The organism is Amycolatopsis sp. NBC_00345, assembly GCF_036116635.1.
Lineage (GTDB): Bacteria > Actinomycetota > Actinomycetes > Mycobacteriales > Pseudonocardiaceae > Amycolatopsis.
Map to the genome: position 1 here is coordinate 5,314,383 of NZ_CP107995.1, position 23,746 is coordinate 5,338,128.

Sequence of the window (23,746 nt, forward strand, 5' to 3'; positions counted from 1 at the left end):
TCCCTGAAGGTGGCCTTGAGGGGCAGAAGTCCCTGAAGGCCACCTTGAGGGCATCTAGGTCCCTGAAGGTGGCCTTCAGGGACCTAGCGCACCCGGCGTGACCGCGTCCTGTTCGTAACTTGCAACTTCTCGTCGTCTTATTGCGGGATTCTGGTCTCACACTTTAGAGTGACCGCCATCACGACACAGCCGTCGCGACCGCGAGAAGAGGCTTGAGATGAGCAGTCCCTGGTCCCGAGCGCACAAGTTCCGCCGCACTCCCAGAACCGTGCTCGCCCTGCTCAGCGTGGGCGGCCTGGCCGTGAGCCTGGCCGCCTGCGGCAGCGGGGCGGACAGTGGTGCCACGGGTGGCAAGGTCCAGATCACCGTCACCGGGCAGCCGCCGCAGACGCAGCCGTTCGAACGCAAGGTGTTCGACGCCGACGTGGCCGAGTTCGAGGCTTCCCACCCGAACATCGACATCGTCCCCCACGAGGGGTTCATGGACCCCAAGACGTTCTCCGCCAAGCTCGCCGGCGGGCAGCTCGAGGACGTCTACTACGTCTACTTCACCGACCCGGCGCAGATCATCGCCCGGCATCAGGCCGCCGACATCACGGAAGCGGCGAAGAGCGTCCCGCACGTGAACGACATCCAGCCGCAACTACTGGACAACTTCCGGGACGCGAGCGGCAAGCTCTACGGGCTGCCGACCGCGAACTACACCATGGGGCTCGTCTACAACCGCAAGCTCTTCCAGCAGGCCGGGCTCAACCCGGACCAGCCGCCGACGACGTGGGACGAGGTCCGCGCCGACGCGCAGAAGATCTCGGCACTGGGGAACGGCGTCGTGGGGTACGCCGACTACAGCAAGAACAACCAGGGCGGCTGGCACATGACCGGCTGGATGTACTCGATGGGCGGTGACGTCGCGCGCAAGGACGGCGACAAGTGGGTCGCCGACTTCGACAACGCCAAGGGCCGCGCCGCGCTGAACTACCTGCACGAGATGCGCTGGGACGACAACTCCATGGGCAGCAAGCAGCTGCTGCAGGACGTGGACGTGCAGCGGATGATGGGCGCCGGCCAGCTCGGCATGTACATGGCCGCCCCGGACAACGTGCCGGTGCTGGTCAAGCAGTTCAACGGCAAGTACGAGGACTACGGGATCGCGGGCATGCCCGGCGGGCAGGGCACCCTGCTCGGCGGCGAGGGCTACATGGTCAACCCGAAGGCGTCGGCCGCGAAGATCAAGGCCGGCCTCGAGTGGATCCAGTGGAAGTACCTCAACCCCGACCGTTTCGACAAGCACGTCAAGCAGTACGCCGACGGCCAGCAGCCGGTGGGCCTGCCGACCGAGCCGACGCCGGACATCTGGCAGGGCGCCGTGCGCGACCAGCAGCTGGCCGTGAAGAAGAAGTACGCGAACGTCCCGGCGCAGAACTACCAGGCCTACGTCGACACCGCGAACCGGATCAAGGGCAGCATCGAGCCGCCCAACGCGCAGCAGATCTACGCGGCCCTCGACAGCGTGATGCAGGCGGTGCTGACCGACCGCAACGCGAACGTCGACCAGCTGCTCTCCTCCGCGACGTCGAAGGTCAACAGTGCCCTCGCCCAGGCCAAGTGACGTCCTCGACTGGCCCGCGGCGACCCCGCGGGCCGGTCGGCCCGTCGCGACGGCGGCCGAGCGCCGCCGTTCGCGGCTGCGGCGGAAGATCAAGGACAACATCACCGCGTACAGCCTGTTGTGCGCCGCCATCCTGATCTTCGCGATGTTCTCCTGGTACCCCATCGTGCGCGGGGTGCTGCTGAGCTTCCAGCAGGTGGACTTCGTGAACCCGCCGACGTGGGTGGGCTTCGGCAACTTCGCGCGGCTCTTCGAGGACCCGCTGTTCGGGGTCGCGTGGCGCAACACGCTGCTGTTCACCGCGTTCGCGCTCGTGTTCGGCTTCGCCGTGCCGTTCCTGGCGGCGGTGCTGCTGAACGAGATCCGGCACGCGCGGGCGTACTTCCGCCTCGCCGTGTACCTGCCGGTGATGCTGCCGCCGGTGGTCACGGCGCTGATGTGGAAGTGGTTCTACGACCCGGGCCCCGGCCTGTTCAACTCCGCGCTGAACGCGGTGGGCCTGCCGGGCGGGCAGTGGCTCGACTCCAGCACCACGGCGATGCTTTCGCTGGTGTTCGTGTCCACCTGGGCGAACATGGGCAGCACGACGCTGATCTACCTGGCGGCGCTGCAGACCATCCCGGGCGAGCTGTACGAGGCCGCGGAGCTCGACGGCGCCGGTATGTGGCGGCGGCTGCGGCACGTCACGTTCCCGCAGACGCGGTTCGTGCTGCTGGTGCTCCTGCTGCTGCAGATCGTCGCGACCATGCAGGTGTTCACCGAGCCGTACGTGATGACGGGCGGCGGCCCGGACGACTCGACCGTGACCGTGCTCCTGCTGCTGTACCGGTACGCCTTCGTCTACAACGACTTCGGCTCGGCCAGCGCGATGAGCCTGCTGCTGTTCGTGGCGCTCGGGGTGTTCTCGGCGATGTACGTGCGGCTGACCCGGCGTGTGGACGCCTAGGAGGTTCTGGTGACGACTACCTTGCCACGCAAGAAGAAGCGCGCCGAAGCACCATCCGGGCGCACGCTGGTCTCGCCGTCACAGCTGCGCACGCGTGGCGGCAAGACGTTGTACGTGATCGTGTTCGTGTGCACCTTCGTGGCGTTCACCATCGCGTTCCTGTTCCCGCTCTACTGGGCGGTGACCGGCGCGATGAAAACCCCGGCGGAGCTGGCGGCCACACCCGCGACGCTCGTGCCGCGCGAATGGCACCCGGAGTCCTTCGCCGAGGCGTGGGACCAGATGAACCTCGGGAAGTACTTCCTGAACACCGTGGTCGTGGCCGGCGGCGCCTGGCTGGTGCAGCTCGCGGTGGACGTCCCGGCGGCATTCGCGCTGTCGAAGCTGCGGCCGAAGTTCGGCAACGTCGTGCTCGGGCTGATGCTGGTCACGCTGATGCTGCCGGCCGCGGCGTTGCTGGTACCGACGTACGTGACAGTGACCGACCTGCCGCTGCTGCACCTCAACCTGATCAACTCGCCCACCGCGATCTGGCTGCCCGCGGCGGCCAACGCGTTCAACATCTACCTGCTCAAACGGTTCTTCGACCAGATCCCGGACGAGCTGATCGAGGCCGCGCGCCTCGACGGGGCGGGGCCGGTCCGCACGCTGTGGCGGATCATCCTGCCGATCTCGCGGCCGATCCTCGCGGTGGTGTCGATCCTGACGATCGTCGCCGCGTGGAAGGACTTCATCTGGCCGCTGCTGGTGTTCCCGGACACCGGCAAGCAGACGCTGAGCGTGATGCTGCAGCGCGTGGCCATCGACATGCCGCTGAACCTGCTCGTCGCGGGCATGGTGCTGGCGAGCATCCCGATGATCGCGCTGTTCCTCGTGTTCCAGCGCCAGATCTTCGCCGGGCTGACCGCCGGTTCGATCAAGGGCTGACGGGCCCGCACCAATCCGCTGAGCTCGCACAACCACATGGGAGGGGTAACGCAGTGACCGCTTCGGGGCAACTGTCCACCACCGACGGCTCGGCCTGGTGGCGCAGCGCGGCGATCTACCAGGTGTACATCCGCAGTTTCGCGGACGGGAACGGCGACGGCGTCGGCGACCTGACCGGCGTGCGGTCCAAATTGGACTACCTCGCCGAGCTGGGCGTGGACGCGATCTGGTTCACCCCCTGGTACCCGTCGCCGATGGACGACGGCGGCTACGACGTCGCCGACTTCCGCGACATCGAGCCGCTGTTCGGCACGCTGGGCGAGGCCGAGCAGCTGCTCACGGAGGCGCACGAGCTGGGCATCCGCGTCATCATCGACATCGTGCCGAACCACTGCTCCGACGAGCACCGGTGGTTCCGGGCGGCGCTGGCCGCGGGACCCGGCTCGGTCGAACGGCAGCGGTTCTGGTTCCGCCCCGGCCGCGGGCCGGACGGGTCGGAGCCGCCGAACAACTGGAAGTCGCGCTTCGGCGGGCCGGCCTGGACCCGCGTGACCGAGGCCGACGGCACCCCCGGCGAGTGGTACCTGCACCTGTACAGCTCGCGGCAGCCGGACTTCAACTGGGACAACCAGGACATCCGCGCGGAGTTCGAGGACGTGCTGCGGTTCTGGTTCGACCGCGGCGTGGACGGGTTCCGGATCGACGTCGCGGACGGGCTGGTGAAGGACCCGGCGCTGCCCGACGTCGAAGACGGGGACGAGACGCCGTTCTCCGATCAGGAGGGGCTGCACGAGATCTACCGCTCGTGGCGCAAGATCTCCGACAGCTACCCGGGCGAGAAGATCCTCGTCGGCGAGATGTGGCTGCCCGACATGTCGCGCGCGGCGCGTTACCTCCGCCGCGACGAGCTGCACTCGGCGTTCAACTTCGACTTCCTGACCTGCCCGTGGGATCCGGGCCGCTTCCGCGACGTCGTCTCACGCACCCTGCGGGCGCACGAGGAAGTGGGCGCCCCGGCAGCGTGGGTGCTGTCGAACCACGACGTCACCCGGCACGTAACGCGGTACGGCCGTTCGGGTGACACGGGTTTCGCCTTCGCGGACCGTCTACACGGGACACCGGTCGACCGCGTGCTCGGCACTCGCCGCGCCCGCGCGGCCGCGCTGCTGACGCTGTCGCTGCCCGGCGGGCTGTACGTGTACCAGGGTGAGGAGCTGGGCCTGTGGGAGGTCGAGGACATCCCGTCCGGCCTGCGCCAGGACCCGGTCTGGGCCCGAACCCAGGGCGCCGACCCCGGCCGTGACGGCTGCCGCGTGCCGATCCCGTGGTCCGGCCGGTCGTCGCCGTTCGGCTTCGGCGAGGGCGAGCCGTGGCTCCCCCAGCCGGCGGAATGGGCGTCGTACACGGCGGAAGCGGAGGCCGGGAACCCGGACTCGATGCTGTCGCTCTACCGCCGCGGCCTGGCCCTGCGGTCTTCCCTCGGTGAGCCGACGGTGTCCTGGCTGGACGCGGGCCCGGACGTGCTGGCCTTCTCCCGCGCGCCGGGTTTTGTGTTCCTGCTGAACTTCTCGGCCGCGCCGGTGCCGCTGCCCGCGCATTCGGAAGTGCTGCTGGCGAGCGGGCCGCTGGCAGACGGCCTGCTGCCGACGGACACGGCGGTGTGGCTGCGGTCCTGAGTACTGGCCCCGCCCCGGCGTTTTCGGCGCCGGGGCGGGCTATCCCGTGGGCATGCCCACCTGGTCGCGCTCCAACACGGCGCGTAGCAACGAAAAGGCCTGCGCACCGGCCGAAATCTGGGAGCCGTCGAGCGCGCCTTCGATCAGCTCGGTCAGGCGCTCGGTGAAGGTTTGTTCGGCCGCGTCGACCAACCGCGCGCCGTCGTCGGTCAGCACCAGCAGGGAAGAACGGCGGTCGGCCGGGTTCGGCTGCCGGGCGACCCAGCCGTTCCGCTCCAGGCGGTCGGTCCCCTTGCTCGTCGACCCGATCCCGATGGCGAACTCGGCGGCGAGGTCGGCCACTCTGGCCCCCGGGTGTTCGCGCAGGTAGTGCAGGAACTCGTACTGCGACGTGACGATCCCGTGCCGCTCGCGCAGCCGGTCGTTGAGCGCGTTGTACAGGCGCGTCTCGCAGCGGACCAGGTCGGCGAACCAGGACTGCGGGTTGATTTTAGATGCCACGGCATATACTGTAGCGGCATCTACTTGCGGAGGGAACACCGATGAGCAAGGAACAACGCGCGAAGATCGCCGAGATGCTGCGCCGTCCGCTGTCCGTGAACCCGGCGCCGGTCGAGGAGATGCGGGCGGGGTTCGCGACGCTGATGGCCACGATGCTCGTGCCGGAGGAGATCCGGACCACGGAGTCGACGCTCGGGGGGCGGCGGGCCGTGCTGGTCGAGCCGGCCGCGAACCCGCGCGCCGGGACGATCCTGTACTTCCACGGTGGCTCCTTCGTCGTCGGCTCGCCCGAGACCGCGATGACGCTGACGGGGAACCTGGTGGTCAAAACCGGTTTCCGGTCCTTCTCGCTGGACTACCGGCTCGCCCCCGAGCACCCGTTCCCGGCCGGGATCGAGGACTGCGTAGCCGCCTACCGCGCCCTGCTGGAAAGCGGCGAGGACCCTTCGGCCATCGCGTTCGCCGGGGATTCCGCCGGCGGCGGCCTGTCCGTGACGACCTGCCTCGCCGCCCGCGCCGCGGGGCTGCCGCTGCCCGCGGCGATCGTGACCTTCTCCGCGGGGCTCGACGCCACGCGGACCGGCGAAAGCATGGACACCAAAGCCGGTATCGACCCGCTCCTCACGCGCGAGAGCCTGAAGCCGACCGGCGAGATGTACTTCGGGGGCCAGGACCCGCTTCAGGAACTGCTCAGCCCCGCCGTCCTCGCCGACCTGACCGGATTCCCGCCGATGCTGCTCCAGGTGGGCACCAACGAGATCCTCCTGGACGACTCCACGCGCCTGGCCGCCCGCGCACGGGACGCCGAGGTGGACGTGATCCTCGACGTCACCGCCGGCGTGCCGCACGTGTTCCAGTCGTTCGCCGGTGTCCTCGACGAGGCCGACCAGGCGCTCGACCGCGCGGCGCTTTTCCTTACCCAGCAACTCAAGCTGTGAGCAGTTGCGCGAAGGCTCCGGCGTGGGTGTCGTCCGGGCGGTGGCACGCGTAGACGGTCCGATGCAGCGGCGGGTCGAGCGGCATCAGCCGCACGCCCGGCGGTGGCGGGCTGGGCACGGCCATCGCGGGCGCCACCCCGGCGGTGATGCCGGCCTCGGCCATGGCGAGCGCAGTCGCGACGTCACGCACGAGGTGATCGGGACGCCAGTCGACCCCGTGCGCCGCGAAGTGAGCCGCGACGACCGGCGCGCAGGTGCCGCCCGGGTCGGCGAGGCCCGCGTCCGCCAGTTCGGCGAGGCCCGCCCGGCCATCCCGGCCGAGCCGGTGGTCGCGGGGCAGGACCGCGAGGAACTCGTCCACGATCTCCCGCCCGGCTCCCGCGATCGGCCGGGTGGTCACGACCAGGTCGACGGTCTCCGCGGCCAGCCAGGCCGCCAGCTCGTCGTCGTCACCCTGGACGCTGAGGACCCGGGCGGCCGGCCACTCGCGGCGGAAGCGCGCGAGCGCGCCGGGGACCAGCCGGACCAGTGCGCTGGCGACGGCACCGATCCGCAGCCGCGGAGGATCGGCGTTCGCGGCCAGGGATTCGATGGCGCGCAGGTGGCCCGCCGCGGCGTGGGCGTGCCGCGCGACCTGACGGCCCACTGCCGTCAGTGAGGCACCGTCCGACGAGCCGCGCTCCGAGGTGCCGCTCCAGGGCGGCGAGCGCGCGGCTGACCCCGGACTGGGTCAGCCCGAGCGCCGGCCCGGCACGGGTGAAGCTGCCGTGTTCCTCAATGGCGAGAACGACTTCGACCTGGGCGATCGTCAGGTTCATCGGCCGATGATCCCAGCACATCCGGGCCATGACGAGTACTCATTGGACACCGGCGGCCCGGCGGGGTGGGCTGGCCGGGTGCCGCCTTCCCCGTCGCGTCCTGCTCCCCCGGCCACTGTGCTCGCGTCGATGGCGGGGCTGTGGCTGTGCTGGGGCACCTCGTTCCCGGCGATGCGCGTGATGGTGACGACCCTGCCGCCGCTGCTCGCGTCCGGAACGGTTTTCCTCTTGGCGGGGGCGGTACTCGCGGCGGCACGGCCCAGCGCACTGCGCGGCCTGGACCGCCGCCAGGTCGCGGCTTCGGCGGTGGTCGGCGTGTGCCTTGCTGGGAGCCCAGGGCGCGGTCGCCGTGGCCCTGCGGCACGTCTTCGCCGGTACCGCCGCCTTGCTGGTCGCCGCGATCCCGTTGTGGGTGGCGGTGTTCCGCGCCGTGGCCGGGGACCGGCCGGCCCGGGCAGCGGCCGCCCGGCTGCTGCTCGGCTTCACCGGGGTGACCGTGGTGCTGGTCGCCGGTTCCGGTGCCGGCGGCGGATGGTCCGCGTGGAGCCTGCTCGTAGTCGCGGCCACGGCGGGCTGGGCCGGCGGCACGCACTGGGCATCACGGACCGGTTCGCTGCCCGCCCCGCGCGCCGCGACCGTACTCCAGCTCGTGACCGGCGGGCTCGTCCTGCTCGCGCTGGGCGGAGTGCTGGAGGCGCCCGGTTTCAAGATCACCGTCGGCGCCGCCGGCTGGATCGCACCGGCCTACCTGGTGATCGTCGACTCCCTGGCCGGATTCATGCTCTACAACCGGCTGCTGCGCACCACGGACGTCACCGTCGTCAGCACCTACGCCTATGCCGTGCCGGTGGTCGCCTGCCTCGTGGGGGTGCTCGTGCTGCACGAGCCCTTCCGCCCGCCGGTCGCGCTCGGGGCCGTGGTGATCGTGATCGCCGTCGCCGCCGAGATCCGCGCCGCGCGCTAAGCCGTGAGCTTCAGGATGTCCACGCCCCGCGTGTGGTCCGCCACGTACACATACCCGTCGTGCCAGTACGGGGCCCACGAGCTGGCGTCGGCCGGGCGGAAGTAGGCGATCTGGCGCGGGTTGGTCGGATCGCTGACGTCCAGGAACCGGGTGCCCTGCGAGTAGAACGACTGCACCAGCACGTGTCCGCGCAGGTCGAAGTAGTGCGCGGAGCAGTCGTCGGAGGCGGGGTCGCTGCCTTCCTGGCCCTCGACGCTCCAGGTGCCGACGGTCTGCAGCCGGAACGGGGCCGCCGGGGTCGAGCGCCAGCCCTCGCCGCCGTAGGAGCCGGCCAGTGACGAGATGGTCAGGACGCCGTCGCCCGCGCAGCCGTCGACGAAGTTCTCTTCCGTGGCGTACACCAGGTCGTGGCCGCGCCAGGCGCCGTCGGCATCGGGGCCGACCGGGTGGAAGCTGTTGTGCAGGAACCTCGACGGGGCGGCGGTCTCGGCCACGCCGCCACCGGCGTAGGGCACCGGGGCGTCGGCCGTGGCGCGACGGACGCGGCCCTGCACCGGGTCGCGGTGGAGGCCGGAGGTCCAGTAACCGCGCACGCCGCCGCGGCCCGAAACCCACGCGACGCCCGCGGCGTCCACCTGCACGTCGTGCACGTAGTCCGTCTTGCCGTCGTTGCGGGCCAGTTCGATCGGGTCCGGGTGGACCTTGGGGTGGCGCGGATCGCGGACGTCGGTGACCCACACCGGGCGGCCGCCCCAGTCGGCGGGCTGGTCGTCGGCCTTCGAGGGACCGCCCGTCCACAGGTAGCGGCAGCCGTCGACGCAGCTGGTGGTGTGCCCGGCCGGCACGCGCACGTAGCTCAGGATCTCCGGCGACTCCGGCCGCGAGAGGTCCACGACGTAGATGCCGGACTCGCCGGTGTGCGTGTTCCCGTCGAACGCGCGCGGGTCGCGCGAGAGGAAGACCAGCTTGCGCTGCGCGTCCACCTCGGTGTCCTCGGTCTCCCACAGGCCCGGCAGGCTCAGCTGGCCGATCGCCTGGGGCGCGGCCGGATTCCGGGTCAGGTCGTAGACCTTGAGCCCGAACTCGCCGGACACCACCATCACGTCGCGGCGGCCGTACTGCAGGAAGTTCGCCGAGATGGCCCCCTGCGCGTCGGGCACGTTCCCGACCGCGCGGACGCCCTTCACCGCGCCCGGGTCGCCCGCGGTGCGCTTGGCCGGCGTCGCCGGCTTGTCGTCCTCACCGCAGGCCGCGGCGGGCAGACCGGTGGCGATCAGCGTCGCAGCCACCGTAACCAGAGCCAGCACTGGACGGACCCACCGACGACGCACTTGCGAACCTCCCAGAACGCCCAGCATGATCGTCGGACTGTAAGACGGCAATTAACCGGACACAACCGTCTTTAGTTCCCTCGGACTGGTAGTAAGGCACCATGCGTTCGCGTCTGCTCGCCCTGCTCGCCGCGGCGGCCGTGGCCCTCACCGGCTGCACCGCCATCGAGCCGGCCCGGCCCGGCGCGCTGGCCGTCGGCCTGCAGGAACCGGGCACGCTGCTGCCCGCCGACGTCGACGACCAGGCCGGGCGCATGGTCACCGGCGCGCTCTGGACGCCGCTGGCCGACTACGACACGGCGTCCGGCCGCCTCACCCCGCGCGCCGCCGAGTCGATCACCAGCCCGGACCGCGTGCACTGGACCGTGCGGCTGCGCGCCGGCGGCCGGTTCCACGACGGCACCCCGGTCACCGCGCAGTCCTATGTGGACACGTGGAAGGCCGTCGCCGCGGAGAACTGGGCCGCTACCCCCGTGCTGACGGAGTCGCTGCGCGCCAAGGAGATCTCCGCCCCGGACCCGGCGACGATCCGGATCGACCTCGACCGCCCGTCCGGCCAGGTGCCCGCGCTGCTCTCGGCCCCGGGGCTCGTGCCGCTGCCCGCGTCCGTGCTCGCTTCCCACGACTGGAACGGCTTCGCGCGCCACCCCGTCGGCAACGGCCCGTTCCGGCTGGAAAACGGCTGGCTGCCGGGCACCGGCGGCAAGCTCGTGCGCGTGACACCCGCGCCGGGCAAGGCGAACGAAGCCGACCTGCGCGTCGGGGACCCGGCCGAGCAGTACGACGAGGTCAAGGACGGCTCGCTCGACCTCGTCACCTCGGTGCCGGGCGAGCGGCACGAGGCGATGCACGCCGACTTCGCCGACCGGCACATCACCTGGCCGCTGCCCGAGGCCGGCTACCTGGTGTTCCCCGTGCGCACGCCCCGGTTCGCCGACGCCACCGTGCGGCACGCGTTCGCGCTGGCGGCCAACCGGGAGGCGCTGGTGGAAGGCCCGCTCGCGCACCAGGTCGACCCGCCGCAGGCGCTGCTGCCTCCCGCCGAGGCCCCCGGCGAGCGCACCGGCACCTGCCGGCCGTGCTCGTTCGACGCGGCGGCCGCGAAGTCGCTGCTCGGCCAGTCCGGCTTCACCGGCCCGGCCACGGTCTACTTCGACACCGGCGCCGGCTCCTGGACCAGCTCGCTGGCCGCCGGCTTGAGCGGGACGCTCGGTGTGCCCGTGACCGCGCGGCAGAGGCCGTCCGACGGGCCGCTGGACAGTCCGTCCACAGTGGACCTTAAGGCCGCCACCCCGAGCCCGGCGGAGCCGCTCACCGGCCTCGCCGCCGCGGCGGGGTATGCGGACCCGGGGTTCACGCAGAACCTCGCGGCCGCCGAGTCCGCCGCGACGCCCGAGGAGGCCGGGCAGCTCTACCGCGTCGCCGAGAACCAGCTGCTGCGCGACCTGCCCGTCGCGCCCCTCTGGACGGGGCACGGGCACGCCGTCTGGTCGCCGCGCGTGCACGACGTCGCCGCGACGCCGTTCGCGGGCATCAACTTGGCGGCCCTCGGGGTCTGAGCGGTCACACGGTCGCGTGCTCGGCCAGCACGTCGACGAACCCCGAGGTCAGCGGGTCCGGGCCAGGACGGGTGTAGGCGGCGAGCCGGCGGCGGACCGGAGTGGACGGCCGCAGGACCCGGCCCTCGAAACGCGGCGGCAGGACGTTCGCGGGCACCAGCGCCGGCCCGAGGCCCGCCGCCGCCAGGATCGGCGCCGCGGCGGTCTGCTCCGTGCGCACCGCGGGCCGCGGCCGGAAACCCGCGTCGGCGCAGACCTGGTCCACCAGCTCGGCGAGACCGTGCCCTGGCGCGTAGTGCACCCACGCGCAGTCGGCCAGCGTGGCCAGGTCGACGGTCCCGTCCGCGCTTTGTTCGGACGCGTTGCCGGTGCTGCCGGTGCTGTCGGTGGGCAGCACCACCACGAACTCCTCCGTGCCGAGTTCACGCACGGGCCCGTCCCAGCCCTCGGGGACCGGGCCGATCGCGACGTCGGCCTCCCCCGCCGTCATCGCCTCGCGCATCTCGGTGCCGTGCCGGTACTCGAACAGGCGCACGTCGACCTCCGGCCGTTCGCGGCGCCACACGCGCAGCGCCGGCGGGAGTACCCCGAGGCTCACCGAGTAGACCGTCGCGACCAGCAGCTCACCGGCAATCAGGCCGCCCGCCTGCCGGGCCGCGCACCGGGCGCGCTCGGCATCGGCCAGCGCCGCCCGCGCGTGAGGCAGCATCGCGCGCCCCATCGGCGTCAGCCGCACCGCGCGCGGCAGCCGCTCCAGCAGCGGGCCGCCGACGGTCTGCTCCAGCGCCCGCATCTGGTGCGAAAGGGCCGGTTGCGTCACGTACAGCTGTTCGGCCGCCCGCGTGAACGAACCCGTGTCGACGACCGTGACCAGGTATTCGAGCTGCCGCAGGCTGACCATGAACGAATCTTATCGCGAGCGTGAAAACCAAGCCTTGGACTCATGCCGGAATCGGCTCCAGGATCAAGGCATGAGCACAGCGCACAACGTCGCCCTGGTCGCCGGGGCGAACGGGATCATCGGCCGGAACCTGATCGAGCACCTGCGCGGCCTCGGCGGCTGGGACGTCGTCGGCCTCTCACGCCGCGGCGGGCCCGGCACCATCGCCGTCGACCTGCTCGACGCGGCCGACACCCGCGCGAAGCTGGCGGACGCCGGCGACACGACCCATTTGTTCTACGCCGCCTACCAGGACCGGCCCAGCTGGGCCGAACTCGTCGCGCCGAATGTGGCGATGCTCGAGAGCCTGGTGAACGGCCTCGAACCCGCCGCGCCCGGGCTGCGGCACGTGAGCCTGATGCAGGGTTACAAGGTCTACGGCGCGCACCTCGGCCCGTTCAAGACGCCCGCGCGCGAGACCGACGCGGGCCACATGCCGCCCGAGTTCAACGTCGGCCAGCAGGCGTTCCTCGAACGCCGCCGTGCCGGCCAGGCGTGGTCGTGGTCGGCGATCCGGCCGTCCGTGGTCGGCGGGACGACGCTCGGTGGGACAAGATCGGGAAACCCGATGAACCTGGCGCTGGTGATCGCGGTGTACGCGTCGATCTCGAAGAAACTCGGCCTGCCGCTGCGGTTTCCGGGCCGCCCGGGCGCGTACACCAGCCTCCTGGAGATGACCGACGCGCGGCTGCTGGCCGAGGCGACGGTGTGGGCCGCGACCTCGACGGCGGACCAGGCGTACAACATCGCCAACGGCGACCTGTTCCGCTGGAGCGAGCTGTGGCCGAAGATCGCCGCCTACTTCGAGCTGGAAGTCGCGCCGCCGCTGCCGATGTCCCTGGACGTCGTGATGGCCGACAAAGGTCCACTATGGACGGAAATGGCGGCGGAGCACGGCCTCAAGCCCTCGTACGCCGACGTCTCCGCCTGGGGTTTCGGCGACTTCGTGTTCTCCTGGGACTACGACATGTTCGCCGACACCTCGAAGTCCCGGCGCGCCGGGTTCCACTCCTACGTGGAGACCGAGCAGATGTTCTACCGGCTCTTCGACGAGTTCCGCCGCGAGCGCGTGATCCCCTGACTCACCCTGTTTCCTAGCCGCGGCCGATGAACGGCATGGTGGTGGCCGTGATGGTGAGGAACTGGACGTTCGTGTCCAGGGGCAGCGCGGCCATGTACAGCACGGCATCGGCGACGTGGCCGGCGTCGAACGTCGGCTCCGCGACCACACGGCCGTCGGGCTGGGGGACGCCGTCGGCCATGCGCTCGGTCATCTCGGTGGCCGCGTTGCCGATGTCGATCTGTCCACACGCGACGTTCCAGGCCCGGCCGTCGAGGGAGATCGAGCGGGTCAGCCCGGTCACCGCGTGTTTGGTGGCGGTGTAGCCGACGCTGGCCGGGCGCGGGGCGTGCGCGGAGATCGAGCCGTTGTTGATGATCCGGCCGCCCCTCGGGTCCTGGTCCCGCATCAGGCGCACGGCCTGCTGCGCGCACAGGAACATGCCGGTGAGGTTGGTGTCGACGGTGCGGCGCCAGTCGTCCACGGACAGGTCCGCGACAGTGCCGCCGACGGACACACCGGCGTTGTTGACCAGCAGGTCGAGCCGTCCCCATCGCTCGCGGACGGCCGTGAACAGCCCCTCGACGGCCTCGGGATCGGCGACGTCGACGGGCACGGCCAGCGCGTTCCCGTCACCGTCCGCGGTCTCCCGCAGCGCTTCCTCGCGGCGCCCGGCCAGCGCCACCTGGTAACCCGCGCCGAGCAGCGCACGGGCGATCCGCCGGCCCAGCCCGGAGCCCGCCCCGGTGACCACCGCCGTCTTCCCGGTCATGCCGTTCTCCTCCCGAATGCCGCAGACTGTACTGATGGGACCACGAGACACTCTGCTCGCCGGCCTCGCGCGGCAGCTCGGCCACCCGAGCGGGCTGCGCGGCCGCGCCGTCGGACGGCTGCTCAACCGCGCGAACCGCGGCCGCGTAACGGCGGCGGTCGAGGCACTGGCGGTGCGCCGCGGCGAAACGGCGCTGGACATCGGCTTCGGCGGTGGCCTCGGCCTCGACCTGCTGCTCCGAGCCACGAACGGCGGCACCGTGCACGGCGTCGAGCTGTCGGCCACGATGCTCGCCCGCGCCCGCCGCACGTTCCCCGCGAACGTCACCGCGGGACGGCTCGTGCTGCACGAGGGCACCATGACCGCCCTGCCGTTGCCGGACGCCTCCGTGACGGCCGCGATCACGGTCAACACGGTGTACTTCGTGTCGGACCTGGCCGCGGCCTTCACGGAGATCGCCCGGGTCCTGGCGCCGGGCGGCCGCTTCGTCCTCGGCATCGGCGACCCGGCCGCGATGGCCAAGGCCCCCTTCACCGACCACGGCTTCCGGCTGCGGCCGGTGGAGGAGCTGGAACGCGCCCTCGTCGCGGCCGGCCTGGTGGTGCACCGGCACGATCGGATCGGCGAGGGACTGGCGGCGTTCCACCTCCTGGTGACCGAAGCGGCGTGAGGCTCGGTGTGCGACGCACCGGGAGACCTGGCACGCGACGCACCGGGAGACCTGATGGCCGGCGTGGTCGGAGACTTGAGCGTGCGCGGCCTGGTGAAGCCAAGCGGCCTGAGAACTGGCGCGCGAAGTGCCGCGAGGCCCGGGTGGCCAACCGCCGTGAAACGTGGCGACCGAGCGCCATGAAGCCCGGCAACCAAGCACCGCGAGACCCACCGACCGAGCGCCGCGAAGCCCGGCGGCCAGGCGCCGCGAGACCCAGCGGCCAAGCATCGTGAAGCCCGGCGACCAAGCGCGCCGCGAGACCCACCGACCGAGCGTCACGAAGCCCCGCGACCAAGCGCCACGAAACGCGGCAACCGAAGCGCCACAACGCCTGCTGACCCCAGCACCGCAAGACCCGGCAACCAAAGCAGCACACACGACCACCCCCCTCACCCCCGGATCGCCAGCTGCACAGTCGGGACATCGCCCTCCTCCAGCCGTTCGGCCCGCCGCACCGCGGCCTTCACCGGCACGACGTAACGCCCGTCCTTCGGGAACAGCGAGGTCGACCAGGTGCTGTCCCCGATCCGCGCCCGGACCGGGATCATGCCCCAGCCGTAGCTCACCGACGCCGACTCCTCCTGCAGCAGCCGGCACTCCTCGTCCGGCACGGTGATGAAGTACCACGGCGCCGGACCGCGCCAGAACCACAGTTCGCCACCGAACTCGAATTCGAACTCCACCAGCCCACCCCCTCCGCTGACTCCGCCGGCTCCACTGCCCGGACCCTGCCGAGGACAGTACCCAGCCACCCCGACAAAACCGGCCCGGCGAGCGCTCTGCTCACCGGGCCGGTTCTCTTCGATCAGGAATCTACTTCGCGGGTACACCCAGCGCGGCCAGTGCCGGGCCGGCCATGATCACGCCGTTCCCGGTCACCGGGTCATACCCGGGCGCACCGAGGTCGATCGCGCTCGAGACCAGGGCTGTGCGGACTTCGGCCGGGGTCGCGGCAGGCTTGCCGGACAGCAGCAGGGCGGCGATGGCCGCGGCGTGCGGGGCCGCGGCCGACGTGCCGTAGAAGGGCTGGAACCCCGTCACGGACGTGGCGACGCCGTCGGCCGCCGTGATGTCCGGCTTGGCGCGGGTCGCGCCGCCGGTCGAGGAGACGTTGCCGGGGGTGAGGGCGGTGCCGTCGGCGTTGTAGAACATGTGCCGCCGGCCGTCGGAGGAGAAGCGCTCCCACTTGCTCGCCGCGGTGAACAGGCCGGGGTACGGGCCGGTCGGGTTCGCCGGGTCGCCGGTCTCCAGCGCGCGGCCGAACGCCGTCGCCGCCGGGGCCGCCGCCACGCTGAAGGCCGCGGCCGCCGCCGAGTGGCCCGAGGTCACGCCCGCCGTGCTGAACGCCTTGAGCGAGCCCGAGTCCACGAACCGGCCGCGGATCACGTTCAGCGCGAGGAACCGGTCGGCGCCGCTGGTCTTCACCACGGCGACGCGGTAGCCCGAACCGGTGCTGGGCACGGTCGCGCTCTCGTACGGGTCCTGCGAGCCGGTCTGCTTGTTCGTGCCGGAGGCGACGACGTTGCCGGCGGAGTCGAGGATGTACAGGTCGTAGTCGTTGGCGGACTTGCCCCACGGGTCGGACCAGAACAGCGCCACCGGCTTGCCCAGCGAGCCCGCGGACAGCGCGTCGCTGGTCTGGGTGGCGCTGCCGGGGTCGAAGTCGTGCGGCGTGCCGGTCACGCCCGGCAGCGCGGTGTCCGAAGCGCGGAAGTCGCCCTCGTAGTAGCCGCTGGAGCCGTCGGTCAGGTTGCCGGAGTTGCCGGCCGAGGAGAAGTACAGCGCGCCGGCGGCCGTGACGTCGTTGACGGCCTGCGCGACCTGCGTGTCCTGGAACGGCGACTCGTCGAAGTAGGCGACGTCGTCCACGATCACGGTGCACTTGCCGGTGGTGCGCAGCGCGCGGATGTTCGCGGCGAAGCCCGCCTCGCTGCCGAAGGCGGTCGCGAAGCCGAGCGTCGCGCCCGGCGCGAGGTCGTGCACGATCTCCAGCATCGCGGTGCCCTCGTCGCCGCTGCCGGCCTGGCCGGACAGCACGTCGACGGTGGGCAGCTCACCCGCGGTCTGCGACTTCGACAGCGAGTCCACGCCGTCGGAGAGCACGCACACCTTGATGCCCGTGCCGTTCACGCCGTACTTCGTGCGCGCGGTGTCGGCGCCGTGCGCCTTGTCCCCCTCGGACACCTGCGTCGCGGCGACGGCCTTCGCGGCCAGCTGCTGCCGCTGCTGCTGTTGCGGGTCGGACTCGTTCCACGTCATGGCCTGCGCCGCGGGCGCGACGGTGGTGACGTCACCGCGGGCCGCGATCGCGTCCACGGCGGACAGCGGCAGATCGGCGCGCACGGCACCGTCCGGCGTCGCGTAGCGGACCGTGCCGCCGGCCGTCTGGACGGCGCGCGACACGGCCGTGCCCGCCGCGCCGGTGATGTCGACGGACACCGTGCCGGACTGGCCGATCGCGAGGCCGGAGCGGTAGCCGGGGAGTTCGGCGGCCAGCGTCCGGTCCGCGCGCAGGCGCTTCTCGACGACGAGCTGGCTCGACTGCTTGAGCTCGGCGGGCGTCAGCGTCTTCTTGATGCCCTGCAACGCGTTGATCCCGGCTTCGGTGCGGGCCGCGGCGGTGTCGGCAGCCGACGGCTGGGCGGCCGACACGCCGGCCGTCAGCAGCAAGGCGCCCACCGCGACCGGCACCGAGCGCGCGGCGACCCGCCTGAATCTCACCATTCGAGTTCTCCCCTGGCTGAACGCGCCCGGCGCGCGTTTGTGGGACCGGTCGAGTACCGGTCGTGATCAGGAGAATCTAAGGAGCGGCCAGGGCGGTGACCACCGACCAAAGTTTGGATCCTCGGCGCTTCCGCATGGTGGGACGGATCAGTGCGGCGTGAGCACCACCTTGCCGCGGCCGTGACCGGTCTCGATCTCGCGGTGCGCGGCGGCCGCATCAGCGAACGGATAGGTGCGCCGGACCGGAAACCGGAGCTCGCCCTTGGCGTAACGTGCGGAAAGCTCGGCCAGCCGAGCGGCGGACCGGTCGGCGCGGGACAGCCGAACGCCCAGCTCAGCGGCGCGGCCGTGGTCGACGAGCGTCAGGATCCGGTCGCGGTTCGCGACCAGCTCCAGCGAGATGTCCAGCGCCTCGCCGCCGGCGCCGTCGAGCACGGCGTCGACGCCCCCGGGCGCGGCCGAGCGGATCCGCTCGCGCAAACCCTCGCCGTAGACGAGCGGGGTGGCGCCGAGCGCGCGGACGTAGTCCTGGTTGGCCTCGCTCGCGGTGCCGAGCACGGTGGCGCCGCGCAGGCCAGCGAGCTGCACGGCGGCGGTGCCGACCGAGCCCGCGGCGGCGTGCACGAGCACGGTGTCGCCGGGACCCGCCTCGATTACTTCGAGCGCGATCATGGCCGTCTGCGTGCCCGCGGTGAACCCGCCGGCCACCTCCCACGGCATCTCGGCGGGCTTGGGCGTGACGTTCGCCTCGGGGACGACGATGTACTCGGCGTACGCGCCGAGCAGGGTGAAGCCGAGGACCTCGGTGCCGACGGGGAGTTCCCCGCCGCTCTCGTCGACCACGCCGGCGAACTCGTTGCCGGGAATGCGCGGCCAGTTCCGTGGCGCGTTCGGCGGCTCCCAGCCGGCCCGCACCGCCGCGTCGAACGGCTGCACCCCGGCGGCCTCGACGCGCACGCGCACCTCACCGGGCCCGGGGTGCGGGTCATCCAGTTCCAGCACGCGCAGGACTTCGGGTCCACCCGATCCGGTGAAGGCCACGGCTCTCATCTGTTTCCCTCCAAGGGTTTCCGGCTGTGTGTCTTGGACAGCCTCATACCTCGGGCGCACTGGAGGTCAAGTTCTTGTCGGTGGTCGTGGTTAACGTCCTGTCCATGCCGCACGACATCCGCCGCGCGTCCGGCCAGGACGCCCCCGCGCTGAACGCTTTGATGCACGCGTCGTCCGCCTACCAGGGCGACTACGCGTCGATCCTCGATGGCTACGAGGTGACACCCGAGTATGTGGGGCGTCACCAGGTCTTCGCTGCCGTGCCTGTTCTTGGGCCTGACTTCGGGCCACCACAGGGCTTCTACAGCCTCACCGACGCCGAACTGGACCTGCTCTTCGTCGCCGACACCGCCCAGGGCACCGGCCTCGGCGCGGCGCTGATCGCACACATGCTGGAAACCGCGCGGGCCAACGAGATCCCATCCGTCCGCGTCGTCTCCCACCCACCGGCGGCGCGCTTCTACGAACGCATGGGCGCCCGCCGCGTGGGCACCGTCCCACCCCGCCCGCCGAAGATCCCGTGGGCACGGCCGGAACTGACCTTCGACACGGGAGTTGTCTGAAGTGGACAGTCTCCGCGCCGGTATTTCCTTGGTACTGCGCCTCTGTGTGCTCCTACTGTCGGGCCGCCACCGGGCGACGTCCCGCCCACAGCCCGCTACCGCCCCGGCCGGCACACCGGCCGACCAGGGCGGAATCCCGTCGTCACATGTTGATCTTATGGTTCTGGGGTTTCGCTGACTTGGGCATGATCGCCGTCCACTGTCGCTGACCTGCGCAAACAGGGCTGGACGCTTCTCGCGTGTTCTCACCCCTGCCCGACGTCAGACGGCCTGACACTCGCCCACTCCTCCCCCATCTCCCCGATACGAAGCCATCCACGCGGCCGTCGCGTCGGGCTCAAGGCACGCTTTCCCGCCTTGAGCCGACGCGACGGCCGTTGTGACGATCTGACATCGGGGCGATAGCTCCGCGTAACAGCCGTTGGTCCGTTCGCGACCTCTGAGCACGATCGTCTACGCGAGGAGGCTGACGTGCCCTTTGGGGTATCTGCGCGCCGCTGGCGGCGGCTGCACCTGTCCGCGGCTTCAGCGGGCGCACCGCCCGGCCGGTGGGCGGAGCGGAGCCCGCCGAGTCGGGCAAGGTGCACCCGCAGGCGGCACACAGACGCAAGGTGACCAGCGCGCCGCCGACGGCGGCGCGCCTTGATCCCATAGAGCCAAGTTCGGCAAGGTAGCCCCTCAGTTCCGAGAGGTAGTCCCAGGTGAGCAAGCCAAAATCAGTAAAGAAGCTCGGCAGTGATTTTACGATTGGCGCAGACCAAGCCGAATGGGATCCTCTTCTAGAGTCGTCCTTCTTCGAATCTGGCCACTACAAAGCGTTGACGTCTCGCGACGACGAGCGTTGCTTTATCGTAGGCAGAACCGGCAGTGGGAAGTCCGCAATTCTCCGCCGAATAGAGCAAGAAAACCCCGACAGGGTAATCAAGATTAGACCCGAAAGACCTGTCATTGGTGTACATCGCCGACCTGGGCGTCATGAAGTTTTTGAACTCAATTGACGTCCACCTAGATCTCCTCTTTACCGCACTGTGGAAGCACGTTTTTATAGTTGAGATAATCCGGCACAGATACAATTTAAACAGCAACTACGAGGCTCGCCAGAACATATTCACTACGCTAAAGGAGAAACTAAGTCGAGATAGAAGCAAGACAGAAGCGCTCCAGTATCTAACGGATTTTGAAGGAAAATTCTGGGAAACCACGGACAAACAGGTACAGGAAATTACCACCAGACTTGAGGAAAAGATACAGGTCGAAGCTGGTGGAAAAATTGGATTCGGCGGACTCGGACTGAACGGTGGCTGGATCGATGGAGCAACTCACACGACAGAGGAGAGGACCGCGCAGGTAGATAGGTTCCAGCGAATCGTAAATGATACCCAGATAACCCGACTAAATAAAATGATTAAAGTTCTGGACGAAGAGATCCTTGATTCATCACAGAACTTTACATACATCGCAGTTGACGATCTTGATAAAGACTGGGTTGACGAGCGAATTCTGAACGATCTGATCCGTTGCCTGTTTAAAGTCGTAGTAGATCTCAAAGCCGTCCGAAACCTAAAAGTAGTTGTCGCACTGCGAACTAATATATTCGAGCAGTTGAATTTCGGATCTCGCACGGGCGGGCAGGAAGAAAAGTATCGATCTTTCACGCAACGCATGCGCTGGTCACGCAACGACTTAGAGCATCTGCTGACTTCAAGAGCCCGATCCGCCGCATTAAGGCACGACCTGGGCGAACTACAATCGATTCGCGACCTACTTCCACCAGTAAACACTCGCGGCAACGCGCTCGCGTTCATAATTGACCGAACCTTGATGCGACCACGCGACGCCATCAATTACGTTAACGAATGCTTCATCTTAGCTGCCGGAAAAGAACGACTGACATGGGAAAGTATAACGAAAGCGGAACAGGCCTACTCGAATAACAGACTTCTCGCCTTAAGGGATGAATGGAAGCCATCCTACCCAGGAATCGACCAAGTCTTCCACTTGTTCGAACAAGTGGAAGAAGTTATCCGCATTGACAGGTTCACTACGATATCAGAAGAAGTTGTGTTACTCCCAGCAATACCACAGTTTACAGGGGCAACCTGGATGGCCGAGCTATCATCACACATTTGGAGTGGCGGAAATATTTCCGACTGGAAATCCGATTACTATCCACTGATACGCCTTTTATTCAATATCGGCTTCATCGGTGTTTTACGTCGCAGCTCAAGTACGCAGATCTTTGCTTACGATGATCCGCAATTCGCAGAGAGAGTCAGCAACCTTGACGACGTGAGCGGATTCACGGTGCACCCAGCTTTCAGAGCCGCTCTCGATGTTCAGCCAAAGCAGCAACCACGCCGCTAGCCGGAGGCGACTGACATCGCACTACGCCAGTTACAAGGTTCGCCCACAGCAGACCACTGCTAGCCTGGCGGTATGCGTGGTGCGGGTGATCAGCTCAGCATCGGGGAGCGTATTGCCTTCTACCGGCGGCGGCGTGGGTTGTCGCAGGCGGTGTTGGCTGACCTGGTGGGCCGGACTGAGGACTGGCTGAGCAAGATCGAGCGAGGCGAGCGGGATATCCGCAGGTTGGACGTGCTCGCCGACGTCGCGCGGGGTCTACGGGTGACGCTGGGGGACTTGCTGGGCGAGCCCGTGCTGATGGAGGACCAGGAGAAGAACGACGACGTTCCGGCAATCCGGGACGCGTTGATGGCGCCTCGTCGGCTGTCACGAACGCTGTTCTCCTCGGCGATGTCGCCGGAGTACATCGATCCGGCGCCGGTGTCGCAGCTGGTGGAAGGTGCCTGGTCGAGCTACCAAAAGGGCGAGCTGGGCCGGGTAGTGGCCGCCTTGCCGGGGCTGATCAAGACGACGCAGAGCATGGAGGCGGCTTCAGCCGATGACGCGGCCTACCGGCGGGCCTGCGCAGCAGTGACGGCGCGAGTGCATCACCTGGCCGCGACCACGCTGAGCAAGATCGGCGAAGCTGACCTGGCCTGGATCGCGGCTGAACGCGCCATGCAAGCCGCGGACGATGCGGACGATCCGCTGGTTCTGGCATCGGCGGCCCGGTCGGGCACACACGCGTTGCTGGCGGTCGGCCGGTTCGATGACGCGCTTGAGCTGGGGGACGTGGCCGCGAAGTGGCTGCTGCCCAGGATGGCGGCCGGCGATCCGGCGGCGCTGAGCCTCTACGGAATGCTCTACCTGCGCACGGCCGTCGCGGCGGCGCGGCAACAGGACCGGTCGACGTCGAACGAGCTGCTGGCGAACGCGGGCCGTGCGGCTGATCAGCTCGGGGTGGACGCGAACTACTGGCAGACCGGGTTCGGCCCAGCGAACGTCGAGTTGCACCGGCTCTCGGCCGCGCTTGACCTCGGCGACGTCTCGCAGGTGATCGAGTCCGCGCAGAGCATCGACGTCGACCACCTGCCCGTTGAGCGGCAGGTCACGCATCTGATCGACTACGCGCGAGCGCTGAGCCTGATCGCGAAAGACGAAGAAGCGCTTCAGACGCTGCTGACGGCTGAGCAGAAGTCGCCCACGATCGTGCGGCACAACACTGCGGTGCGGGAGGTCGTGCGCTCGATGTACCGGCGTGCACCGGCGTCGGCGGGCAAGAAGTCCTCGTTGTTGCTCGCGCTGGCTGAGCGCTGCGGCGCGGTGAGGTAGGCCGATGGCGTCGCGTGTTCTTGGCCTGGTCGGTTCAGGCGCCGGTGGGGTCGAAGACCTGCTTCCGCAGGTCATCCTGCCCGCGCAAAAGGCCGGCTGGACGGTCGCGGTCACCCTGACCCCGACGGCGGCCCGCTGGCTGACGGAGAACGGCGGCCTGGCGGAGATCGAGGACGCGACCGGCTTCCCGGTCCGGGTCGGGCCGCGCTCACCGACCGAGGTCAGCCCGCATCCGGCGCCGGACTGCTATCTGGTCGCGCCGGCCTCGGCCAACATGGTGGCCAAGCTCGCTCTCGGCATCGCCGACAACCAAGCGCTCACGCAGGTCAACGAGGCCATCGGCACCCGCAACCTGCCGGTCGTCGTCTTCCCCCGGGTCAACGCGGCCCACGCCCGTCACCCGTCGTGGGACATGCACGTTGAGGCGCTGCGCCGCGCTGGCGTGCACCTCGTCTACGGCGACGACGTGTGGCCGCTGCACGAGCCGCGGAGTGCCCCGGGCCGCGAACTTCCCTGGTCAGCGGTGCTCGACGCCGTGAACGCGGCCGTGCCGGAATCCCGCTAGTTCCCTCCCGCACCTACCCGGACAGTTTGTCCGGGTGATCGCCCTCACCCGGGTGTCTTCTGGTTCCAGCGCGCCCGATCAGTCGCGCTGAGGCCGAGACATCGGGAGAGCAACATGGGCATTCACGTGGCGATTCAGCCCCTCGTCGGGTACGGCGCGGCCGTCGTATCCCCTGCCCCGGGCGTGCGACAGCTCGTAGCCGGGGGCGAAGAGGCCGCGATCATGATCCAGGTACCGGCCCGTATCGGCGGCCTGATGGACACCGCGCGGTTCGCGCGCAGCCTGGCCGTCGCCGCGAGCGAGTTCGGCGAATGGTGCGAGTCGCAGAACCGCACCCGCTCGTTCTCCTCTCCCATCGGTGAGCAGTGGGCGGATGAGCCCGCATCGCGTGAGCACGACTGATCAATACACATAGG

General features: G+C 69.6%; 22 protein-coding genes and 1 pseudogene. 14 read left to right on the forward strand and 9 right to left on the reverse strand.

Features of this window, described 5'->3' with window-relative positions; translation table 11 throughout:
• The first annotated feature begins 217 nt into the window (after window positions 1-217).
• Genes OG943_RS23625 through OG943_RS23640 form a run of 4 tightly spaced genes read left to right on the forward strand, consistent with a single transcriptional unit; the run spans window position 218 to window position 5,158 of the window.
• Window positions 218-1,609, forward strand: coding sequence for an ABC transporter substrate-binding protein (locus OG943_RS23625; protein ID WP_328603078.1), 1,392 nt, complete (start codon window positions 218-220; stop codon window positions 1,607-1,609).
• Window positions 1,587-2,555: a carbohydrate ABC transporter permease gene (locus OG943_RS23630; protein WP_328603079.1), complete on the forward strand. Its 969-nt coding sequence runs from the start codon at window positions 1,587-1,589 to the stop codon at window positions 2,553-2,555. The genes OG943_RS23625 and OG943_RS23630 overlap by 23 nt, the downstream gene beginning before the upstream one ends.
• Before the next feature lie 9 nt (window positions 2,556-2,564).
• Window positions 2,565-3,482 (forward strand): carbohydrate ABC transporter permease, encoded by a 918-nt coding sequence (locus OG943_RS23635; protein ID WP_328603080.1) that lies wholly within the window; start codon window positions 2,565-2,567, stop codon window positions 3,480-3,482.
• Between the two features lie 53 nt (window positions 3,483-3,535).
• The gene (locus tag OG943_RS23640; RefSeq protein WP_328603081.1) at window positions 3,536-5,158 is read left to right on the forward strand and encodes a glycoside hydrolase family 13 protein; all 1,623 of its coding nucleotides are present in this window, start codon (window positions 3,536-3,538) and stop codon (window positions 5,156-5,158) included.
• Window positions 5,159-5,197: 39 nt separating this feature from the next.
• Here OG943_RS23640 and OG943_RS23645 read toward each other — a convergent pair whose 3' ends face one another.
• Window positions 5,198-5,659 (reverse strand): MarR family winged helix-turn-helix transcriptional regulator, encoded by a 462-nt coding sequence (locus OG943_RS23645; protein WP_328603082.1) that lies wholly within the window; start codon window positions 5,657-5,659, stop codon window positions 5,198-5,200.
• A 41-nt stretch (window positions 5,660-5,700) separates the two neighbouring features.
• Between OG943_RS23645 and OG943_RS23650 the strand changes: the two genes are divergently transcribed.
• Window positions 5,701-6,597, forward strand: coding sequence for an alpha/beta hydrolase (locus OG943_RS23650; RefSeq protein ID WP_328603083.1), 897 nt, complete (start codon window positions 5,701-5,703; stop codon window positions 6,595-6,597).
• On the opposite strand, the gene OG943_RS23655 is transcribed toward OG943_RS23650, so the two are convergent.
• A complete protein-coding gene (locus OG943_RS23655) occupies window positions 6,587-7,243 on the reverse strand; it encodes a LysR family transcriptional regulator substrate-binding protein (RefSeq protein ID WP_328603084.1) in 657 nt (218 codons plus the stop codon). The two genes, OG943_RS23650 and OG943_RS23655, sit on opposite strands and share 11 nt — an antisense overlap.
• A 76-nt stretch (window positions 7,244-7,319) precedes the next feature.
• A pseudogene (locus OG943_RS48420) lies at window positions 7,320-7,445 on the reverse strand (helix-turn-helix domain-containing protein); the annotation flags it as partial.
• Window positions 7,446-7,737: 292 nt separating this feature from the next.
• Between OG943_RS48420 and OG943_RS23660 the strand changes: the two are divergent.
• Window positions 7,738-8,379, forward strand: a complete 642-nt coding sequence (locus OG943_RS23660) for an EamA family transporter (protein ID WP_328603085.1) — start codon at window positions 7,738-7,740, stop codon at window positions 8,377-8,379.
• Here the strand turns inward: OG943_RS23660 and OG943_RS23665 are convergent.
• The gene (locus OG943_RS23665) at window positions 8,376-9,737 is read right to left on the reverse strand and encodes an LVIVD repeat-containing protein (protein ID WP_328603086.1); all 1,362 of its coding nucleotides are present in this window, start codon (window positions 9,735-9,737) and stop codon (window positions 8,376-8,378) included. The genes OG943_RS23660 and OG943_RS23665 overlap by 4 nt on opposite strands.
• A 74-nt stretch (window positions 9,738-9,811) precedes the next feature.
• Here OG943_RS23665 and OG943_RS23670 point away from each other — a divergent pair, with 74 nt between their 5' ends.
• The gene (locus tag OG943_RS23670; RefSeq protein WP_328603087.1) at window positions 9,812-11,269 is read left to right on the forward strand and encodes a peptide ABC transporter substrate-binding protein; all 1,458 of its coding nucleotides are present in this window, start codon (window positions 9,812-9,814) and stop codon (window positions 11,267-11,269) included.
• 4 nt (window positions 11,270-11,273) lie between these two features.
• On the opposite strand, the gene OG943_RS23675 is transcribed toward OG943_RS23670, so the two are convergent.
• Window positions 11,274-12,170: a LysR family transcriptional regulator gene (locus OG943_RS23675; protein ID WP_328603088.1), complete on the reverse strand. Its 897-nt coding sequence runs from the start codon at window positions 12,168-12,170 to the stop codon at window positions 11,274-11,276.
• Window positions 12,171-12,240: 70 nt separating this feature from the next.
• On the opposite strand from OG943_RS23675, the gene OG943_RS23680 reads away from it, so the two are divergent.
• Window positions 12,241-13,290 (forward strand): SDR family oxidoreductase, encoded by a 1,050-nt coding sequence (locus OG943_RS23680; RefSeq protein WP_328603089.1) that lies wholly within the window; start codon window positions 12,241-12,243, stop codon window positions 13,288-13,290.
• Between the two features lie 13 nt (window positions 13,291-13,303).
• Here the strand turns inward: OG943_RS23680 and OG943_RS23685 are convergent, their stop codons facing one another.
• A complete protein-coding gene (locus tag OG943_RS23685; RefSeq protein WP_328603090.1) occupies window positions 13,304-14,041 on the reverse strand; it encodes an SDR family oxidoreductase in 738 nt (245 codons plus the stop codon).
• A gap of 34 nt (window positions 14,042-14,075) precedes the next feature.
• Between OG943_RS23685 and OG943_RS23690 the strand changes: the two genes are divergently transcribed.
• Window positions 14,076-14,711 carry a class I SAM-dependent methyltransferase gene (locus OG943_RS23690; RefSeq protein ID WP_328603091.1) on the forward strand — a complete coding sequence of 212 codons (636 nt, stop codon included), beginning with the start codon at window positions 14,076-14,078 and terminating at the stop codon, window positions 14,709-14,711.
• 431 nt (window positions 14,712-15,142) lie between these two features.
• Here the strand turns inward: OG943_RS23690 and OG943_RS23695 are convergent, their stop codons facing one another.
• The 3 genes from OG943_RS23695 to OG943_RS23705 form a co-directional block, all read right to left on the reverse strand.
• Window positions 15,143-15,436 carry a DUF1905 domain-containing protein gene (locus OG943_RS23695; protein ID WP_328603092.1) on the reverse strand — a complete coding sequence of 98 codons (294 nt, stop codon included), beginning with the start codon at window positions 15,434-15,436 and terminating at the stop codon, window positions 15,143-15,145.
• Between the two features lie 130 nt (window positions 15,437-15,566).
• Window positions 15,567-17,477, reverse strand: coding sequence for a S8 family serine peptidase (locus OG943_RS23700; RefSeq protein ID WP_328603093.1), 1,911 nt, complete (start codon window positions 17,475-17,477; stop codon window positions 15,567-15,569).
• 147 nt (window positions 17,478-17,624) lie between these two features.
• Window positions 17,625-18,527: an NADP-dependent oxidoreductase gene (locus OG943_RS23705; protein WP_328603094.1), complete on the reverse strand. Its 903-nt coding sequence runs from the start codon at window positions 18,525-18,527 to the stop codon at window positions 17,625-17,627.
• Window positions 18,528-18,631: 104 nt separating this feature from the next.
• On the opposite strand from OG943_RS23705, the gene OG943_RS23710 reads away from it, so the two are divergent.
• The 5 genes from OG943_RS23710 (at window position 18,632) to OG943_RS23730 (ending at window position 23,732) form a co-directional block, all read left to right on the forward strand.
• Window positions 18,632-19,090 carry a GNAT family N-acetyltransferase gene (locus tag OG943_RS23710; RefSeq protein WP_328603095.1) on the forward strand — a complete coding sequence of 153 codons (459 nt, stop codon included), beginning with the start codon at window positions 18,632-18,634 and terminating at the stop codon, window positions 19,088-19,090.
• A gap of 951 nt (window positions 19,091-20,041) precedes the next feature.
• Entirely contained in the window at window positions 20,042-21,454 is a 1,413-nt protein-coding gene (locus OG943_RS23715; RefSeq protein WP_328603096.1) for a P-loop ATPase, Sll1717 family, read from the forward strand.
• Between the two features lie 72 nt (window positions 21,455-21,526).
• Window positions 21,527-22,765, forward strand: a complete 1,239-nt coding sequence (locus OG943_RS23720; protein WP_328603097.1) for a helix-turn-helix domain-containing protein — start codon at window positions 21,527-21,529, stop codon at window positions 22,763-22,765.
• 4 nt (window positions 22,766-22,769) lie between these two features.
• Window positions 22,770-23,330 carry a flavoprotein gene (locus OG943_RS23725; RefSeq protein ID WP_328603098.1) on the forward strand — a complete coding sequence of 187 codons (561 nt, stop codon included), beginning with the start codon at window positions 22,770-22,772 and terminating at the stop codon, window positions 23,328-23,330.
• A gap of 114 nt (window positions 23,331-23,444) precedes the next feature.
• On the forward strand, window positions 23,445-23,732 hold the full coding sequence (locus tag OG943_RS23730) for a hypothetical protein (RefSeq protein WP_328603099.1): 288 nt from the start codon (window positions 23,445-23,447) through the stop codon (window positions 23,730-23,732).
• The last annotated feature ends 14 nt before the right edge of the window (window positions 23,733-23,746 follow it).

Coding starts and splice junctions, on each gene's coding strand:
- OG943_RS23650 (WP_328603083.1), top strand. CDS start 5,701: ATGAGCAAGGAACAACGCGCGAAGATCGCCGAGATGCTGCGCCGTCCG.
- OG943_RS23625 (WP_328603078.1), top strand. CDS start 218: ATGAGCAGTCCCTGGTCCCGAGCGCACAAGTTCCGCCGCACTCCCAGA.
- OG943_RS23730 (WP_328603099.1), top strand. CDS start 23,445: ATGGGCATTCACGTGGCGATTCAGCCCCTCGTCGGGTACGGCGCGGCC.
- OG943_RS23705 (WP_328603094.1), bottom strand. CDS start 18,527: ATGAGAGCCGTGGCCTTCACCGGATCGGGTGGACCCGAAGTCCTGCGC.
- OG943_RS23670 (WP_328603087.1), top strand. CDS start 9,812: ATGCGTTCGCGTCTGCTCGCCCTGCTCGCCGCGGCGGCCGTGGCCCTC.
- OG943_RS23675 (WP_328603088.1), bottom strand. CDS start 12,170: ATGGTCAGCCTGCGGCAGCTCGAATACCTGGTCACGGTCGTCGACACG.
- OG943_RS23700 (WP_328603093.1), bottom strand. CDS start 17,477: ATGGTGAGATTCAGGCGGGTCGCCGCGCGCTCGGTGCCGGTCGCGGTG.
- OG943_RS23725 (WP_328603098.1), top strand. CDS start 22,770: ATGGCGTCGCGTGTTCTTGGCCTGGTCGGTTCAGGCGCCGGTGGGGTC.
- OG943_RS23710 (WP_328603095.1), top strand. CDS start 18,632: ATGCCGCACGACATCCGCCGCGCGTCCGGCCAGGACGCCCCCGCGCTG.
- OG943_RS23665 (WP_328603086.1), bottom strand. CDS start 9,737: ATGCTGGGCGTTCTGGGAGGTTCGCAAGTGCGTCGTCGGTGGGTCCGT.
- OG943_RS23720 (WP_328603097.1), top strand. CDS start 21,527: ATGCGTGGTGCGGGTGATCAGCTCAGCATCGGGGAGCGTATTGCCTTC.
- OG943_RS23690 (WP_328603091.1), top strand. CDS start 14,076: ATGGGACCACGAGACACTCTGCTCGCCGGCCTCGCGCGGCAGCTCGGC.
- OG943_RS23680 (WP_328603089.1), top strand. CDS start 12,241: ATGAGCACAGCGCACAACGTCGCCCTGGTCGCCGGGGCGAACGGGATC.
- OG943_RS23685 (WP_328603090.1), bottom strand. CDS start 14,041: ATGACCGGGAAGACGGCGGTGGTCACCGGGGCGGGCTCCGGGCTGGGC.